This is a genomic window from Geodermatophilus sp. URMC 60, from assembly GCF_053502585.1.
This window is the reverse complement of record NZ_CP199958.1, coordinates 3,496,613-3,511,590: the sequence shown is the minus strand read 5'-3', so window position 1 is coordinate 3,511,590 and position 14,978 is coordinate 3,496,613. Positions and strand designations below refer to the sequence as shown.

The following is a 14,978-nucleotide window of genomic DNA, read 5'->3' as shown; positions in this document are numbered from 1 at the left end:
CCGGGCAGGATGACCCGGTGCCCGCAGTGCACCGCGACCCCACCACCGACGTGCTGCTCGTCCGCCACGGCGAGGTCGTGCCCGCGCACCCCGACCACCCCCATCCCCTGCTCGAGGACGGACAGGGCGACCCGCCGCTGTCGCCGCTCGGCCGCACGCAGGCGGATGCGGTGGGACGGCGGCTGTGCGACGCCGGCCTCGATGCCGTCTACGTGACGACGTTGCGCCGCACGGTCGAGACCGCGCAGCCGCTGCTCGACGTCACCGGCATCCGGCCGAGGGTCGAGCGCGACCTGCGCGAGCTGCACCTCGGCGAGTGGGAGGACGGGCTGGTCCGCGAGCGCCTGGCCCAGGGGGACCCGGTCGCCACGCGGGTGGTGGCCGAGCAGCGGTGGGACCTCATCCCCGGTGCGGAGCCGGTGGCGGCCCTCGCGGCGCGGGTCCGCGCCGCGCTGCAGCGGATCGCGGCCGCGCACCCGGGCGGGCGGGTCGCCGTCTTCACGCACGGCGGGGTCGTCGCCCAGGCCCTCGCCCTGGCCACGGGCGCGCCGCCGTTCGCCTTCCTGAGCGCTCGCAACACCGCGCTGTCCCGGGTTGTCCTCGCCGGCGAACGCTGGACGGTCCGCCGGTCCGCCGGTTCGACGACACCGCGCACCTCGCCGACGACCTCTCCCGGGTCGGGGTCCCGCCGACCTGAGGGAGGACTGCCTCCTCCACTCGCGAGCTCGTGGCGGACCTGCAGGGAGCCGCCACGGCGCCCGCCGTCCCCGGACGACGTGGTCCGGGAACGGCGGGCGCCGTGACCGCCGGCCCCGTCCAGAGGCTCGCCGCGAGCTAGCGAGCGGTGAGGAGGACGGGGTCCTTCACCGCTTCAGCTCGTGCGAGAGCTCCGCGAGCTCCTGACCGCCGGCCATCTCGGTGGTGAGCTCCTCGAGCGAGACCTCGGAGCGCTTCTTGTCGAGCACCCGGCGGCCGAGCTTGAGGATGATGAAGTGGTCGCCCACCAGGTAGGCGTGGTGCGGGTTGTGCGTGATGAAGACGACCCCGAGACCGGCGTCGCGGGCCGCGGCGGTGTACTTCAGCACCACGCCGGACTGCTTGACGCCGAGGGCCGCCGTCGGCTCGTCGAGGATCAGCACCCGCGCGCCGAAGTAGACCGCCCGGGCGATGGCGACGCACTGGCGCTGCCCGCCGGAGAGCGTGCCGATCGGCTGGTTGATGTCCTTGACGACGATGCCCATCTTCTGCAGCTCGGCGTCGGCGACCTCCCGCATCGCCTTGATGTCCAGCGGCGCCATGGGGTATTTCCCCTTGCGGATCTCCGAGCCGAGGAAGAAGTTCCGCCACACCTCCATCAGGCCCACGACCGCGAGGTCCTGGTAGACGGTGGCGATGCCGGCGTCCAGGGACTCCCGCGGTGAGGAGAACTTGCGCTCCTGGCCGTCGACCCGCAGCGTGCCCTCGGTGTGCCCGTGCAACCCCGAGATGATCTTGATGAGGGTGGACTTGCCGGCGCCGTTGTCCCCCAGCACGCAGGCCACCTCCCCCGCGTTGACCGTCAGGTTGATGCCCTCCAGGGCCCGGATGGCGCCGTAGGCCTTGCCGACGCCCTCCATCTCCACCAGGGGCGCGCCCTTGGTGAGGTCCGGTGCGGCGTGTTCGGCGATCGTGTCCGTCACGTCATCTCCTCTGGGCGGCGTAGTTCTTGATGTACAGGTTCACCAGCACGGCGAGCAGCAACATCACGCCCAGGAAGGCGCGGAACCAGTTCGGGTCCCAGCCGGCGTAGACGATGCCCTGAGTGGTCATGCCGAAGATGAAGGCGCCGAGCGCCGACCCCACGGCCGAGCCGTAGCCACCGGTCAGCAGGGCACCACCGACGACCGCGGCGATGATGTAGATGAACTCGTTGCCGACGCCGAGGCCGGCCTGCACGGTGCTGAAGTTGAACAGCAGGTGCATGCCCAGGAACCAGGCCAGGAACGACACGCCCATGAACAGGCCGATCTTGGTCGCGCGGACGGGCACACCGACCGCGCGGGCGCTGGCCTGGTTGCCGCCGACCGCGGTGATCCAGTTGCCGGTGCGGGTGCGCAGCAGCAGCCAGGTGCCGACGGCCACGAACAGCAGCCACCACAGCACGGTGACCTTCAGCGTGATGAACCCCAGGTCGATGTCGCTGGCGAAGACCGCCTTCGCGGAGGCGAACCCGTCGAGGGCGCTGGTGTTCGGCGTGGCGACCGTCCCGGTGACCAGCTTGGTGACGCCCAGGTTGATGCCCTGGAGGATGAAGAAGGTGGACAGCGTGATCAGGAAGCTCGGGATCCCCGTTCTCATCACGAGGTAGCCGTTGACCAAGCCGACCGCCAGCGCGATGAGCAGGCTCACGACGACGCCGACCCACATGTTCAGGCTGAACTGGTAGCAGATCATCGCCGACGCGAGCGCCGCCGTGGTCACCGCGACACCGGCGGACAGGTCGAACTCGCCGCCGATCATCAGCAGCGCCACGCCGACCGCGACGATGCCGATGGTCGAGGAGGCATAGAGGACGGTCGCCAGCGCCGGCAGGGTCCGGAACGGCTCCGCGACGGCGTAGAAGAAGGCGAAGATCACGATCGCCGCGGCCAGCGCGCCGATCTCGGGACGGCCGAGGACGCGGGAGACCAGTGATCGTTCGGCGCGGCCCGGAGGTGCGGCCGGGGGTGCGGTGGACGGCTTCGCCGCCACGGATGAGCTCATGACTGCTCCAGGGCTGGGCGGGGGTGGGGGGAGCCGGGTCCCCCCGGCTCCCCCCAGCGGGTCAGCGGGTGTTGTTCTCCGCGTACTGGACGATCGGGCCGATGTTGCTCTGGTCGACGACGGACGGGCCGGTCAGCACCGGGCCGCCGCCACCGATGTCGTTGCCGTTGGTGAGGTTCAGCCACAACGAGGTCACGGCCATGTAGCCCTGGACGTAGGGCTGCTGGTCGACCGAGAACAGGATGCCGCCGTCCTCGATCTGCTTGGCCACGTCGGCGTTGAGGTCGAAGGTCGCGACGCTGGCCTGGCTGCCCGAGTCGGCCTTGGCCTGCTGGGCGGCCAGCGCGATGTCGGCGCCGAGCGCGACCACGTTGGCGATCGAGGCGTCCTCCTGCAGCTTGGCCCCGATGGTCTGCTGCACCGCCGGCAGGTCGCGGCCGTTGACGTAGAGGACCTCGGTGTCGGGCGCGGTCTTCGCCACACCGGCGCAGCGGGCCTCGAGCTGGACCTGGCCCTGCTCCTGGATGACGCACACCGTGGGTCCGGGGCTCTCCGCGGCGAGCTTCGTGCCGACGGTCTGCCCGGCGAGGTCCTCGTCCGAGCCGAAGTACATGCCGACGCCGAAGTTGGTGTAGTCGTTGATCCCGGCGTTGAACGCGACCGTCGGGATCCCGGCGTCGACCGCCTTCTGCACGTTGGGCCCGATGGCGTCGGGGGTGGGCAGCGTGGTCGCCAACCCGTCTACGCCCTGGTCGATGGCGTTCTGGATGAGCGTCGACTGCTCGCCGGCGTCCTGGTTGTTCGAGTAGTTCAGCGTGATGTTGTGGTTCGCGGCGGCCGCCTCGGCACCGGCGCGGATCTTGTCCCAGAACGTGTCACCGGGGGCCTCGTGCGTGACCATCGCGATGGTGAACTCCTCGCCGGCCGCAGCGGCACCTCCGCCCTCGTCCTGCGCCCCGCCCTGGCTGCTGCACGCCGCGAGCGCCACGGTCGCTGCGCTGACCGCCACCGCCGCCTGCAGCGACCTCCGGGTGTTCCTCATGCACGTCTCCTCGTCGGGATGGCCACCCTGCTGGTGGCTGCTCGCCTGCCCAGTCCCCGGACGCCGACCCCCGCGACGAAGCCCTTATGTCTGGACATAGTGACATGAGGAATGTGACATGGCCCACCAGCAGCGTCAAGGGTCCTCCGTGTGCGCGACCCCGCCCAGACCCCTCAGCGCAGACGGGGCGCCTCAGCCGACCGGGACCTCGACCCGGGTGCCGCTCGCCGAGGAGGCGACGAGGGCGTCGAGGGTGACCGCGGCGCGGACGGCGTCGGTCAGGTCGGCGCCGACGGGCCGCCCGGCCACGACCGACGCGAGCAGGTCGCGCAGCTCGACGACCTTGAGGTCGTCGTAGCCCATCGCGATCCCGGCGCCGGGCTGGAAGGCGGCGTACTCCCCGGCCCCCGGCCCGACCAGCACGGTGGCGACCGGCTGGTCCTGGGCGGCCGGTCCGCGGCTGAGCTGGAGCTCGCCCATCCGGCGGAAGTCCCACGCCAGGCGCCCCGCCGTCCCGTGGACCTCGAACCCGTAGGCATTCTGCTCCCCCACCGCGACCCGGCTGGCCTCGAGCACCACGCGGGCACCGGTGGACAGGCGCAGCAGCGCGGACACGTGGTCGTCGTTCTCCACCGGCCCGGGGACGCCTCCGGTCGCGACGGCGTGCCCGGACGTCGCACCGGTCGGACGCGGCCGTTCCGGCACGAAGACGGCGGTGTCGGCCAGCACGGAGGTGACCTCGCCGTGCAGGACGTACCGGACGAGGTCGACGGCGTGCGAGGCGAGGTCCCCCAGGACGCCGCTGCCGCCCCGCGCCCGCTCGTACCGCCAGGTCAGGGCGCCCTCGGGGGCGGCGGCGTAGTCGCTGAGGAAGGCGAACCGGGCGTGCGTGACCCGGCCGATCGCGCCCTCGTCGACCAGGCGGCGGGCCAGGGCCACCGCGGGCGCGTGCCGGTAGTTGAAGCCCACGGCGCCCTGCACGCCGGCAGCGGCGGCGGCGCCGGCCACCGCCCGGGCGTCGTCCGCGGTGAGACCCACGGGCTTCTCGATCCACAGGTGCCGGCCGGCCTCGGCGACGGCCACGCCGATCTCCCGGTGCAGCCAGTTGGGGGCGGTCACCGAGACGAGCCCGACCCGCGGGTCGGCGAGCAGCTCGCGCCAGTCGGTGGTCGCGGAGGCGAACCCGAACTGCGCGGCGGCCTGCTCGGCCCGCCCCGGGACGTCGTCGGCGACCGCGACGAGCTCCGGGACCAGTCCCAGGTCCGGGAAGTGGTGCCGGAGCCGGGCGTGGGCCTGGGCGTGCACCCGGCCCATCCACCCGAACCCGATGACCCCCACGCCGATGCTCTCCATGAACGCCCCTCTCCGGCCCGTCGAGGGCGCGAGCTTAGGGCGCGACCCGGCAGGGCGGGGACGGACGCCCGGGTCACCGCCCCGCCCACGCCCCCGGGGCGGGTCGGCCAGGTCAGGTCAGCGGCCGCACGGTGAGGAGCTGCTCGGCCCGCCCCACCGGACCGGTGCGGTCGTGCAGCACGGTCGTGGTGAGGCCCGAACCGTCCGGACCGAAGACGACGGTGGTGTCCAGGCCCACCCAGCGCCCTCCGGGCTGCCGGTACAGGTGGACGGTGAGGTCGACGTTGGGGAACATCCACGCCCTCGGTGACTCCCGCACGGCGATCCCGTTGGCCGTGTCGACCAGGCCCACGAACCGGGCCAGCTCGCTTCCCGGCTCGTCGGCGACCAGGGCGACCGGGGTGGCCAGCCACACGGTGGCCCGCCCCGGCTGGGGGGGTGCGCAACGGGCGCACGTCGAGCGAGGCGATGTAGCCGCCGGGCCACACGCCCGACAGCTCCGCAGGCGCCAGCCCGTCCGGCGGGGGCAGGGGGTCGGGCTGACCGCCGGCCACCGCCGCGGTGTCGTGCCGCGCCAGCCGCCACGCGCGGGCACGCAGGACGGGACGCCCGCCGGAGACGGCGACGGCCTCGAGCAGCGCGACGGTGCGCCCGGGGCGCACGACCTCGACGTGGACGTCGACCTCGCCGATGGGGATGACTCCGAGGATGTCGAACGCGATGCGGGCGGTGACCAGCCGGTCGCCGGTCCCGCGCTCGGCCACGAACCGGTCGATCGCGTGCACGAGCAGCCCGTTGAGCGGGCTGACGTGCTGCTCGGTGACCGACCACGCGCCGCCGGTGTGCCCGGTCGCCCGGAACCGGTCGGGGGCGAGGCGCTCGAAGTAGGCCGGCGGCGCTGCGGTCGGGACGGGGGGCGGGCATGCTCGACTTCCGGGGCCGGGTGGCAGGGCCACGGGGACGGTGGTGTGCCGAGGATGCCGACCCGGGCTGCGGACCGGGCACGGTGGGGCAGCCCTCCGGTTGATCGACGCAACCACCTGGGACCCTGGACCCATGTCGGTCGGCCGGTCCCCCCGCGCCCTCGTCCCGGTGCTGGTCTTCGTCGGGACCGTCGTCGCCGTCATCAGCAGCCTCGGCGCACCGCTGGTGCCCGCGATCGCCGACACCATGCGGACGACGCTGCCGAGCGCCCAGTGGTCGCTGACCGCCACGCTGCTCGTGGGCGCGGTGGCCACGCCGGTCGTGGGCCGCCTCGGCGACGGGCCGCACCGGCGCCGGGTCGTCCTGGCCGTCCTCGCGGTCGTGACGCTCGGCGGCGTGCTGGCCGCCCTCCCCCTCGGTCTGGGCTGGCTGATCGCCGGCCGCGCACTGCAGGGCGTCGGACTGGGGCTGACGCCGCTGGCCATGGCGACCGCCCGCGAGGCGCTCGAGGGGGAACGGTCGCGGTCGACCATCGCCGTGCTGTCGGTGACGGTGGTCTCCGGTGTCGGGCTGGGCTACCCCCTGGCGGGGCTGGTGGCCGAGCTCGGCGGGGTGCACGCCGCGTTCTGGGCCGGCGCCGCCGTCAGCCTCGCCGCGCTGCTGGCCTGCGCGGCGGTCCTTCCGCCGTCGACGGCGGCCCCGCGGGGGCGGCTGGACGTCGTCGGCGCCGTCCTGCTCGGGGCCGGGGTCGCCGGGCTGCTGTTCGCCCTCGGCGAGGTCGAGGCCTGGGGCTGGACCTCCCCGCTGCTGTGGGCGCTCGCCGCCGGCTCGGCCGTCGCGCTGCTGGCCTGGGTCGCCTGGGAACTCCGGACGACCTGGCCCCTGGTCGACCTGCGGCTGGCCCGCGGGCGACTGGCGCGCACCGCCCACGCGGCGGCCCTGCTGGTCGGGCTGTCCAACTACCTGCTGCTCACGGCCGTGCCCGTGCTCGCCCAGGCCCCGCCGTCGGAGGGTGCGGGCTTCGGGACCTCGATCGTCGTCGCCGGACTGACGCTGCTGCCGTTCTCGGCGGCGGGCGTGCTGGGCGGGCGGCTGGCCCGGCTCCTGGCCGACCGCGCGGGCCGGCACGTCGTCCTCCCGGTCGCGGCGGGCGTGCAGGGCACCGCGTTCGTCCTGTTCGCCCTCGTCCGCTCGGACCTCTGGCAGCTGTTCGTCGTCATGGCCGTCGCCGGTCTCGGGGTCGGGGCCTCCTTCGCGGCGTTCCCCGCGCTCGTCGTCTCCGCCGTCCCGCCTTCGGAGACCGGGAGCGCGATGAGCCTCAACCAGGTGCTGCGGTACGTGGGCTTCGCGCTCGGCAGCGCCCTCACCGCGACCGTGCTCGCCGGGGCCACGCCCTCCGGCGCTGCGGCACCGGCCGCCGGCGGCTACACGACCCTCGCCCTCGTCGGCATCACGGTGTGCGCGACGACGGCGGCCGTCGCCCGGCTCGGGCTGGGGCGTTCCTCCTCCCCCGACCGGCCTGCGGAGGCGACCCGCGGCGGGCGGCTCCCGGCGCGGTAGCCCGGCCCGTCAGCCGCGCAGCGCCTCCGCAGTGGCGGCATCGGCGGGCAGGAACGCCTCGACGGAGAGCTCCGCGGCGGTGAGGTCGACGGCGGTGCCGAAGGTGGTCACCGTGCTGAGGAAGGACAGCACGCCGTCCCCGTGCCGGATGCGCAGCGGGACGGCGATGCCGTCCGGGAGCCGCCGGTCGGTGCCGCCGGGCAGGGCGGCGAGCTCGCGGTGCAGCGCGGCCAGGGCCGGATCGGCGGTGAGGTGGGCCTCGCGGGCCAGCCGGGTGAGCAGGTGGGTGCGCCACTGCGGCAGGTTGAGGATCCGCCGCGCCAGCCCTCGGGGGTGCAGCCCCAGCCGCAGCACGTTGACGGGGGGCTCGAGCAGGTCGGGGTCGGCACCTGCTGTCAGCACGGCGAGGCTGCGGTTGCCGGCCACCATGTGCCAGCCGCGGTCCACGACGACGACCGGGAACGGCTCGTAGGCCTCCAGCAGCAGGTCCACCGCCGCGCGGACCGCGGCCATGTCGGGGGCGTCCAGCGGGCGGCGTCCGTAGACCGGGGCGAACCCGGCGGCGAGCAGCAGCTCGTTGCGCTCCCGCAGCGGGACCTCAAGCTGCTCGGCCAGGTGCAGCACCATCTCGCGGCTCGGCCTGGCCCGGCCGGTCTCGAGGAAGCTCAGGTGGCGCGCGGAGACGCCGGCCTCGTTGGCGAGGTCGAGCTGGGACAGCCGGCGCCGCTGCCGCCAGGTGCGCAGCAGGTCCCCCACGGACGGGCTCGTCGAGGCGACGGTCACCCCCGCGACGCTAGCGACGCGCGAGGGCGCCGTCGCCTACCTCGCAGGTAATCGACCGGCTCCCCCACGAGCGGGAGCGTGTCCGCCATGACCACCACCACCGCTCCCGCTGTCCCCTCGCTGCTGCGGCTGGCGCTCCGGCTGGACGCCGTCGTCACCGCGGCCAACGGCGCGGCCTACCTGCTCGCCGCCCCGCTGCTCGACGACCTGCTCGGCCTGCCCTCCGGGTGGCTGCGCGGCGTCGGCGTCTTCCTGCTGCTCTTCGGCGCCGGGGTGTGGGCGGTCGCCGCCCGGCCCACGTCACCCGCCGTCGGCACCGTCGTCGCGGCCAACGCGCTCTGGGTGGCCGGGAGCGTCCTCGTAGCCGCGACCGGCGTCGGCTCCCCCACCGCCGTCGGCGCGGGATGGGTCCTGCTGCAGGCGCTCGTCGTCGCCGCCTTCGCCGGTCTCCAGGTCGCCGGCCTGCGCCGCTCCTGAGCCCGACCCGGCCGGGGGCGACCGGGCCGGCCACCGAGCCGGCTCGGTCGCCTCCGCCGCGGCGCGGTCGTGCCGGAGCGTGCTGTCCGGGGTGAACTGGCCGGCCCTGAGCTCGCCGTCCCGCTCGCAGCCCGTCGCCCCTCGTCCGCCGGTTCCCGGCTCGTCCGGTAGACGTCGACCGGGCACCGTTCTCCTCTGTCGATAGTTGGGGATAACGGAACGTCCGCGCCCGTCGCGCCCGGTCCCGACCGCCTCCGGCCGTCGGTGGACGCCTTCGCCGGCGCCGGATCGTGCGACGGTGTCCTGCACGCCACGACGTCGGGCCGGGAGGACACTCCGCCATGACCGCACCGAGCCGCGAGGAGCTGCTCCGGTCGCTGTACCGGGCGTTCAACGCGCGGGACATCGACACCGTGCTGGGCGCCATGACCGCCGACGTCGACTGGCCCAACGGCTGGCAGGGAGGCCGGGTCGTCGGGCAGGACGGGGTCCGCCGCTACTGGCAGAGCCAGTGGGCCGAGATCCGCCCCCGGGTCGAGCCCACCGGCATCCGGGAGCGCCCCGACGGCACGGTGGAGGTCGCCGTCCACCAGGTGGTCCGCGACCGGACCGGTGCGCTCCTCGCGGTCGGCGACGTCCGCCACGTGTACCGCTTCGCCGGGGACCTCGTGCAGCGCATGGACGTCGAGCAGTAGCACCGCCGGGCGACCCGGACGCGGCGCTGCGGTCGGCCTCTCGGGAGCCGGCGCGGGTGGGGGGTCCCGACAGGCCCGGAACCCGACCAGGGGGCCGGTACGCGGTCCTCAGGTCCGCGGCGGCGCTCCGCGCCCGCCTCCCGCGGACGCCGGGGTCGCAGCCACCGCGTCGGCGAAGCGGGTGAGCGCGGTGGCGAGGGCGTGCACCTCCTCGCCCGGCCAGTCCGCCACCACCCCGCCGAGCCAGCCGAGGCGGGCGGCGGTCGCCCGCGCGCGCAGTTCGCGCCCGGCCTCGGTGATCCGGAGGGCGACACGGCGCCCGTTCACCGTGGAGGCCACGCGGAGGACCAGTCCCGCCGCCGCCGCCCGCTCCACCATGCGGCTCGCGGTGGAGGGCTCGACGTCGAGGAAGGCGGCCACGTCGCCGACCGTCACCTCGGCGGTGCCCGGCTCCGCTCGGGCGCAGGCCTCCACCACCAGCACGCTGGACATCTCCACCCGCCGGCCGAGGTCGTCGACGACGTGGGCCCGCGACGCCGCCCACAGCCGGCGGAGTCGGACGAGCGCCTCGTCGAGCACCCGCAGATCCCCTGGCCGCGCCCCTGCCACGTGTGTACCGTACACATGAGTTGACCCTGCTCGTCGAGGAGTCGCGCCGTGCGGATGGCGGTACCCGGAGCAACCGGAACGACCGGCGGGCTGCTGGTTGACGGGCGGTGACCGGCTCCCGCCCGATGCGAGCCGTGCGGCTCGTCCGCGCCGGCGGGTCGGTCGCGCCGGGGGTCGTCGAGGTGCCTCGACCCGCGGCACCGGCGCGCACCGAGGTGCTGGTCCGGGTCGCAGCGTCGAGTGTCAACGGCACCGACCTCGGGCTGCTGCGCGGGGGACGTCTGTTCCGCGCGCTGAGCGGTGGCCGCGTCGCGCCCGGGTTCGACGTGGCCGGCGAGGTGGTCGCGTGCGGGCCGGCCGTGACCGGCTTCGCCGTCGGTGACCGGGTGATGGCCCTCATCGGTCACACCGGCGGCGGGATGGCCGAGCTGGTCCTCCTGCCGCAGCACCGCGTCGCCCGCGCACCTCGCACGATCGACCTCGAGGAGGCGGCCGGGATCCCGCTCGCCGGCCTGACCGCCCTGCAGGCCCTGCACGGCCGGGCCGCCCTCTCCGCGCGGGTCGCCCCGCGGGTCCTGGTCGTCGGGGCGGCCGGGGGGATCGGCGCGTACGCCGTGCAGCTCGCGCGGTTCGCCGGCGCCCACGTCACCGCGGTCGCCGACCCCGCCCGTGCGGACTTCGTCCGCGACCTCGGCGCCCACGTCGTCGTCGACCGAGGCCGCGACGACGTCCTGGGCGGCGGTCGGCAGTGGGACGTGGTGCTCGACGCGCCCGGCGCGCTGCGGTTCGCCGCGGTGCGACCCTCGCTGAGCCGCGGCGGCGTCCTGGTCTCGACCCGGCCGCTGTCCCCCGACACGGTCCGGGGACTCCGTCCGGGCCACGGGCCGCGCGCCACCGCCGTCGCGACGCGGCGGTCACCGGTCGACCTCGCCCACCTCGCCCACCTGGTCGACACGGCCCGCCTGCGCGTCCCGCTCGACCGCGTCGTGGCGCTGGAGGACGTGGCGTCGGGCCTCGAGCACGCGGGCTCCGGCCGGCTCCGCGGCAAGGTGGTGGTCTCGCTGGGCACGCAGCCGTAGACCGCTGGGTCCGGCTCGGGTCCGGGCGGCCCGGCCGGTCAGGCGGACGTGGCCGCGACCTCCGCGGCGACGGCGCCCCGGTCGCGTCCGCCGCGCTTGCCGCGTAGAGGGCCGCGTCCGCTGCCGCGTAGAGGTCGCGCACGTCGCTCGCGTGGTCCGGGGCGTGCGCCACGCCGACGCTCACGGTGACTCGTCGCGGGGCCACAGGACCGAGGAGACGCGCACACCGCTGACAACGGCACCGCCCGGTCCCGTCTCCACCCCTACCAGCGCCGCAGCTCCTGCGCCGTCCCCTCCGGGGAGGGCGACGGCGCAGCGCACGCGGGCACCAGCGGCGGAGGCGGCGGAGGCAGCGCCCCCTCGTCGGGACGCCGCCTCCCGCGGTGCGGGTTCCCGTCTCCGGTCGCCCCCGCCGTCCTCAGCCCGCCTGCCTGACCTCCGGAGCGGCGGCGTCGACGAGCTGCCGCAGCTCCTCGAGGTCGAACGCGGAGCCCATGGCGAGGAACCCGGCGCGGTTGGGGTGCAGGTGGTCGCCGGGGCCGCCCACCGACGTGTTGGTGTCGTAGGCGGGCAGCAGCCGGCCGGGGTCGGCCGGGTCCTCGGTGGCCGCCGCGAAGTCGACCACGGCGTCGAACACCCCGCTGCTGCGGATGAAGTCGTTCACGGCCCGCCGCCGCTCGTCGGTCTCGGCCGTGCCGTAGTTCGCCAGGCCCTCCTCGGCACCGCCCGAGGGGGTCAGCGTCGCCCCGATGATCGGGATCCCGGCGGCGTGCACCCGGTCGGCGAGCTCCTCCATGCCGGTGATGACCTCGGCCGCGGTCGCGCCACCGCCACCGAGGTCGTTGATGCCCTCCAGCAGGACGACGGCACGCAGGCCGGGCTGGCTGAGCACGTCCTCGTCGAGCCGGTCGACGGCCGGGGGTCCGTCGCACGGGGTGCAGCCTCCCGCGAGGCGCCCCACCCGGGTGACCATGTTGCCGGCGATGCCCTGGTTCACGACCGAGAGGACCCCCTCGTCGTCCTCGGCCAGCAGGCGGCGCTGCAGCACGTCGGGCCAGCGGTCGTTGCCGTTGATGGTGGAGAAGAAGCCGTCGGTGATGGAGTCGCCGAAGGCGACCACCGTTCCGGCGTCCTCCCGCTGGACCTCCAGCCCGGTAAGGAAGAACCAGCTCGTCGTGGGGTGCGGGAACGCCTCGTCGGTGACGTCACCGGTGTGGTCGCCGGCCCCCGGGTCCGTGACGTAGGAGGTGGTGAAGGACGCCGCGTGCCAGGTCATCGGCCCGCTGGCCCCCCGGACGTGCAGGCTCACGGCCACATCGGACCGCTGCGCGTCGGCGTCGGTGAGCTCCATGCGGACCGGGTCGCTGCGCACCTCCTCGCCCGGCTGCAGGGTCACCGACTCCTGGCCGTGGAAGGTGAGCTGCCGGTCGGTGCCCGGGACGACGGTGGCGCCGCTCTGCTGCAGGGCGGCGGTCGCGCTGCCGAAGGTCACCGGCTGCGTGCCGAACCGGTTGCTGAGCCTCACCCGCCACTCGTCGCCGCCGATGCCCGGGTGCACGACCATGCGCATGGTCTGGTCCTGCGCCTGCTCGTCGGGGAAGGCGTGCTCGAGGAGCGGCTGCTGCACGCCGGGCGCCACCTCGCCGAGCGGCCCCGGTTGCCCCACCGCGTAGCCGAACGGGTAGACGCCCTGGGGCGCGGTGGTCCACGCCGCCACCCACGGCTCCTCGCCGGAGCCCTGGTGCCCGGGGTCGTGGTACACCGCCAGCGACGGTGCCTGCTGCGGGACGACCGCCAGCGCCGGAGCGGCCAGGACCACGCACCCGGCCGCCGTGAGGACGGCTGTCGTCAGGGATCGCACTCTCATGCTGTTCCTCCTCGAACCAGCGACCCCGGTCGGGGGTCTGGAGCGTGGCGGGAGTCCAGGGGGGCCGGCAAGGGCGCTCGTCCGACGATGCCGAACCCCGCTGCTCGCGCTGCGCGTCGCCGCAGGACCAGCCCAGGACTCAGCCGGCCTCCGCCCAGGAGCGGACGACCGAGACGTCGAGCGGGAAGTCGACGGGGAAGCCGCCGAAGAGCAGCCGGCCGGCCGTCGCGGCGGCGCGGCGCACCTCCTCGGCGACGGGGGCGGCGAGGTGCTCGGGCGTGTGGACGACGACCTCGTCGTGCAGGAAGAAGACCAGGTGCGGGCGCTGGTCCAGGGCACCCGTGCCGCCCAGTCGCCACAGCCGGTTGCGCAGGTCGGCCAGCCAGCACAGCGCCCACTCGGCGCCGGTGCCCTGGACCACGAAGTTCCGGGTGAACCGGCCCCAGGCGCGACGGTGCCGGTCGCGCTCCTCCCGGGAGCCCGGGGCCTCGGCCGGCTCGCCCAGCGCGACGGCGCGCTCGGCCCACGCGCCGGTGGGACGTGGTGAGCCGCGGCCGAGCAGGGTGTGCACCACCTCCCCGCGCTCCCCCGCCCGCGCGGCCTCCTCGACCAGCCCGATCGCCCGCGGGTAGCGGCGGGTCAGCCGCGGCATGATGCGGCCGCTCTCGCCCCGGGTGGCGCCGTACATCGCGCCGAGGATCGCGACCTTGGCCTGCGCCCGGGTCTCGACCGCGCCGCCGGCCACCATGCCCTCGTACAGGTCGGCGGCCCGGGCGGCCTCGGCCATCGCGTCGTCCCCGCTCAGGCCGGCGAGCACCCGCGGCTCGAGCTGGGCGACGTCGGCGACGACCAGCCGCCAGCCGTCGTCGGCGACCGCGGCCGGGCGCACCTGGACCGGGACCGAGAGCGCTCCCCCGCCGTTGGACGCCCACCGCCCGGTCACCACGCCGCCGGGCACGAACCACGACCGGAACCGGCCGTTGCGTACCCAGGCGTCCAGCCAGGCCCAGCCGTTGGCGGTCAGCAGCCGGGAGAGCCGCTTGTACTCCAGCAGCGGCGGGACGACGGGGTGGTCGAGCTGCTCGAGCGTCCACGACCGGGTGTCCTCCACCGCCAGCCCGGCGGACTGCAGCGCCGCCAGCAGCGCGCCCGGCGAGTCCGGGTTCAGCTCCGGCGCCCGCAGGGCCGCGCGGACCTCCCGGGCCAGCGCCTCCAGCACCGCAGGCCGCTGCCCGGAGAGCGGGCGCGGCCCCAGCAGCTCGGTGAGCAGGCGCTCGTGCACGTCGGCCCGCCACGGCAGCCCCGCGTGCGTCATCTCCGCCGCCACCAGCGCTCCGCAGGACTCCGCGGCCAGCAGCAGCGCCAGGCGCGTCTGCTGCGGGGAGGCGGCCACCGCGGCCCGCTGGCGCTCGTGCTCGGCGACCGGGTCGAGGGCGTCGGCGGGGTCCTCGAGCGGGAAGAGCGCCGGGTCGGCGGCGGTGACCGGCTGCAGCGCGTCCCAGGCCGGGGTCTCCCCGGCGACGAGCAGGGACTGGTCGGCGAACGGTGAGCGCCGCAGCACCGCGTGGGTGAGCCGCAGGTCGGTGCACCGCTCGACGCGGACGCCGGCGTCCAGCAGCTCCGGGTACCAGCGGGTGGTGTCGTCCCACACCCAGCGGACGGGCACGCGCTCCCGCACCCGGACGAACGCCGCGAGCTCCCCGGCCGCCAGTGGGGTGATCCGCACCGTCGTCCCGTCCTCGGCGCACTCCCGGGCCTCGACGACGGCCTCCGCGCGGCGCACGAGGACGACCCTGTTCACCCCCGCAGTCTCGTGGCCCGGTGCGACAGGTCGCGGGCGCGCCGAG

At 75.4% G+C, this 14,978-nt stretch carries 14 protein-coding genes and 1 pseudogene; 5 read left to right on the top strand and 10 right to left on the bottom strand.

Translation table 11 applies throughout. From position 1 onward, the window contains the following. Positions 1 to 17 precede the first annotated feature (17 nt). Positions 18 to 803, top strand: a complete 786-nt coding sequence (locus tag ACWIX3_RS16680; RefSeq protein ID WP_448608459.1) for a histidine phosphatase family protein — start codon at positions 18 to 20, stop codon at positions 801 to 803. Positions 804 to 863: 60 nt separating this feature from the next. On the opposite strand, the gene ACWIX3_RS16675 is transcribed toward ACWIX3_RS16680, so the two are convergent. The 6 genes and pseudogenes from ACWIX3_RS16675 to ACWIX3_RS16650 all read right to left on the bottom strand — a co-directional run. After that, positions 864 to 1,679, bottom strand: coding sequence for an ATP-binding cassette domain-containing protein (locus ACWIX3_RS16675; protein WP_448608458.1), 816 nt, complete (start codon positions 1,677 to 1,679; stop codon positions 864 to 866). 1 nt (position 1,680) lies between these two features. After that, positions 1,681 to 2,742 carry an ABC transporter permease gene (locus ACWIX3_RS16670; RefSeq protein WP_448608457.1) on the bottom strand — a complete coding sequence of 354 codons (1,062 nt, stop codon included), beginning with the start codon at positions 2,740 to 2,742 and terminating at the stop codon, positions 1,681 to 1,683. Between the two features lie 61 nt (positions 2,743 to 2,803). Further along, positions 2,804 to 3,784, bottom strand: a complete 981-nt coding sequence (locus tag ACWIX3_RS16665) for a substrate-binding domain-containing protein (protein ID WP_448608456.1) — start codon at positions 3,782 to 3,784, stop codon at positions 2,804 to 2,806. Positions 3,785 to 3,976: 192 nt separating this feature from the next. Next, positions 3,977 to 5,137: a Gfo/Idh/MocA family protein gene (locus ACWIX3_RS16660; protein WP_448608455.1), complete on the bottom strand. Its 1,161-nt coding sequence runs from the start codon at positions 5,135 to 5,137 to the stop codon at positions 3,977 to 3,979. Between the two features lie 112 nt (positions 5,138 to 5,249). Continuing rightward, positions 5,250 to 5,552, bottom strand: coding sequence for a hypothetical protein (locus ACWIX3_RS16655; protein WP_448608454.1), 303 nt, complete (start codon positions 5,550 to 5,552; stop codon positions 5,250 to 5,252). Positions 5,553 to 5,775: 223 nt separating this feature from the next. Continuing rightward, positions 5,776 to 6,195 (bottom strand): annotated as a pseudogene (locus tag ACWIX3_RS16650) (acyl-CoA thioesterase domain-containing protein); the annotation flags it as partial. On the opposite strand from ACWIX3_RS16650, the gene ACWIX3_RS16645 reads away from it, so the two are divergent. Further along, positions 6,194 to 7,621: an MFS transporter gene (locus ACWIX3_RS16645; protein ID WP_448608453.1), complete on the top strand. Its 1,428-nt coding sequence runs from the start codon at positions 6,194 to 6,196 to the stop codon at positions 7,619 to 7,621. The pseudogene ACWIX3_RS16650 and the gene ACWIX3_RS16645 overlap by 2 nt on opposite strands. Before the next feature lie 9 nt (positions 7,622 to 7,630). Here the strand turns inward: ACWIX3_RS16645 and ACWIX3_RS16640 are convergent, their stop codons facing one another. Next, positions 7,631 to 8,404, bottom strand: a complete 774-nt coding sequence (locus tag ACWIX3_RS16640) for a helix-turn-helix domain-containing protein (RefSeq protein WP_448608452.1) — start codon at positions 8,402 to 8,404, stop codon at positions 7,631 to 7,633. A gap of 87 nt (positions 8,405 to 8,491) precedes the next feature. Between ACWIX3_RS16640 and ACWIX3_RS16635 the strand changes: the two genes are divergently transcribed. Together ACWIX3_RS16635 and ACWIX3_RS16630 are read left to right on the top strand one after the other, a co-directional pair. Then, entirely contained in the window at positions 8,492 to 8,881 is a 390-nt protein-coding gene (locus tag ACWIX3_RS16635) for a hypothetical protein (RefSeq protein ID WP_448608451.1), read from the top strand. A 341-nt stretch (positions 8,882 to 9,222) separates the two neighbouring features. Continuing rightward, positions 9,223 to 9,576 (top strand): nuclear transport factor 2 family protein, encoded by a 354-nt coding sequence (locus ACWIX3_RS16630; RefSeq protein ID WP_448608450.1) that lies wholly within the window; start codon positions 9,223 to 9,225, stop codon positions 9,574 to 9,576. A gap of 108 nt (positions 9,577 to 9,684) precedes the next feature. Here ACWIX3_RS16630 and ACWIX3_RS16625 read toward each other — a convergent pair whose 3' ends face one another. Continuing rightward, positions 9,685 to 10,185, bottom strand: a complete 501-nt coding sequence (locus ACWIX3_RS16625; protein ID WP_448608449.1) for a MarR family winged helix-turn-helix transcriptional regulator — start codon at positions 10,183 to 10,185, stop codon at positions 9,685 to 9,687. A gap of 134 nt (positions 10,186 to 10,319) precedes the next feature. On the opposite strand from ACWIX3_RS16625, the gene ACWIX3_RS16620 reads away from it, so the two are divergent. Then, positions 10,320 to 11,264: an NAD(P)-dependent alcohol dehydrogenase gene (locus ACWIX3_RS16620; RefSeq protein WP_448608448.1), complete on the top strand. Its 945-nt coding sequence runs from the start codon at positions 10,320 to 10,322 to the stop codon at positions 11,262 to 11,264. A 418-nt stretch (positions 11,265 to 11,682) separates the two neighbouring features. Here the strand turns inward: ACWIX3_RS16620 and ACWIX3_RS16615 are convergent, their stop codons facing one another. Together ACWIX3_RS16615 and ACWIX3_RS16610 are read right to left on the bottom strand one after the other, a co-directional pair. Further along, entirely contained in the window at positions 11,683 to 13,131 is a 1,449-nt protein-coding gene (locus tag ACWIX3_RS16615) for an SGNH/GDSL hydrolase family protein (protein ID WP_448608447.1), read from the bottom strand. A 139-nt stretch (positions 13,132 to 13,270) separates the two neighbouring features. Continuing rightward, positions 13,271 to 14,932 (bottom strand): bifunctional 3'-5' exonuclease/DNA polymerase, encoded by a 1,662-nt coding sequence (locus tag ACWIX3_RS16610; protein ID WP_448608446.1) that lies wholly within the window; start codon positions 14,930 to 14,932, stop codon positions 13,271 to 13,273. Positions 14,933 to 14,978 lie beyond the last annotated feature (46 nt).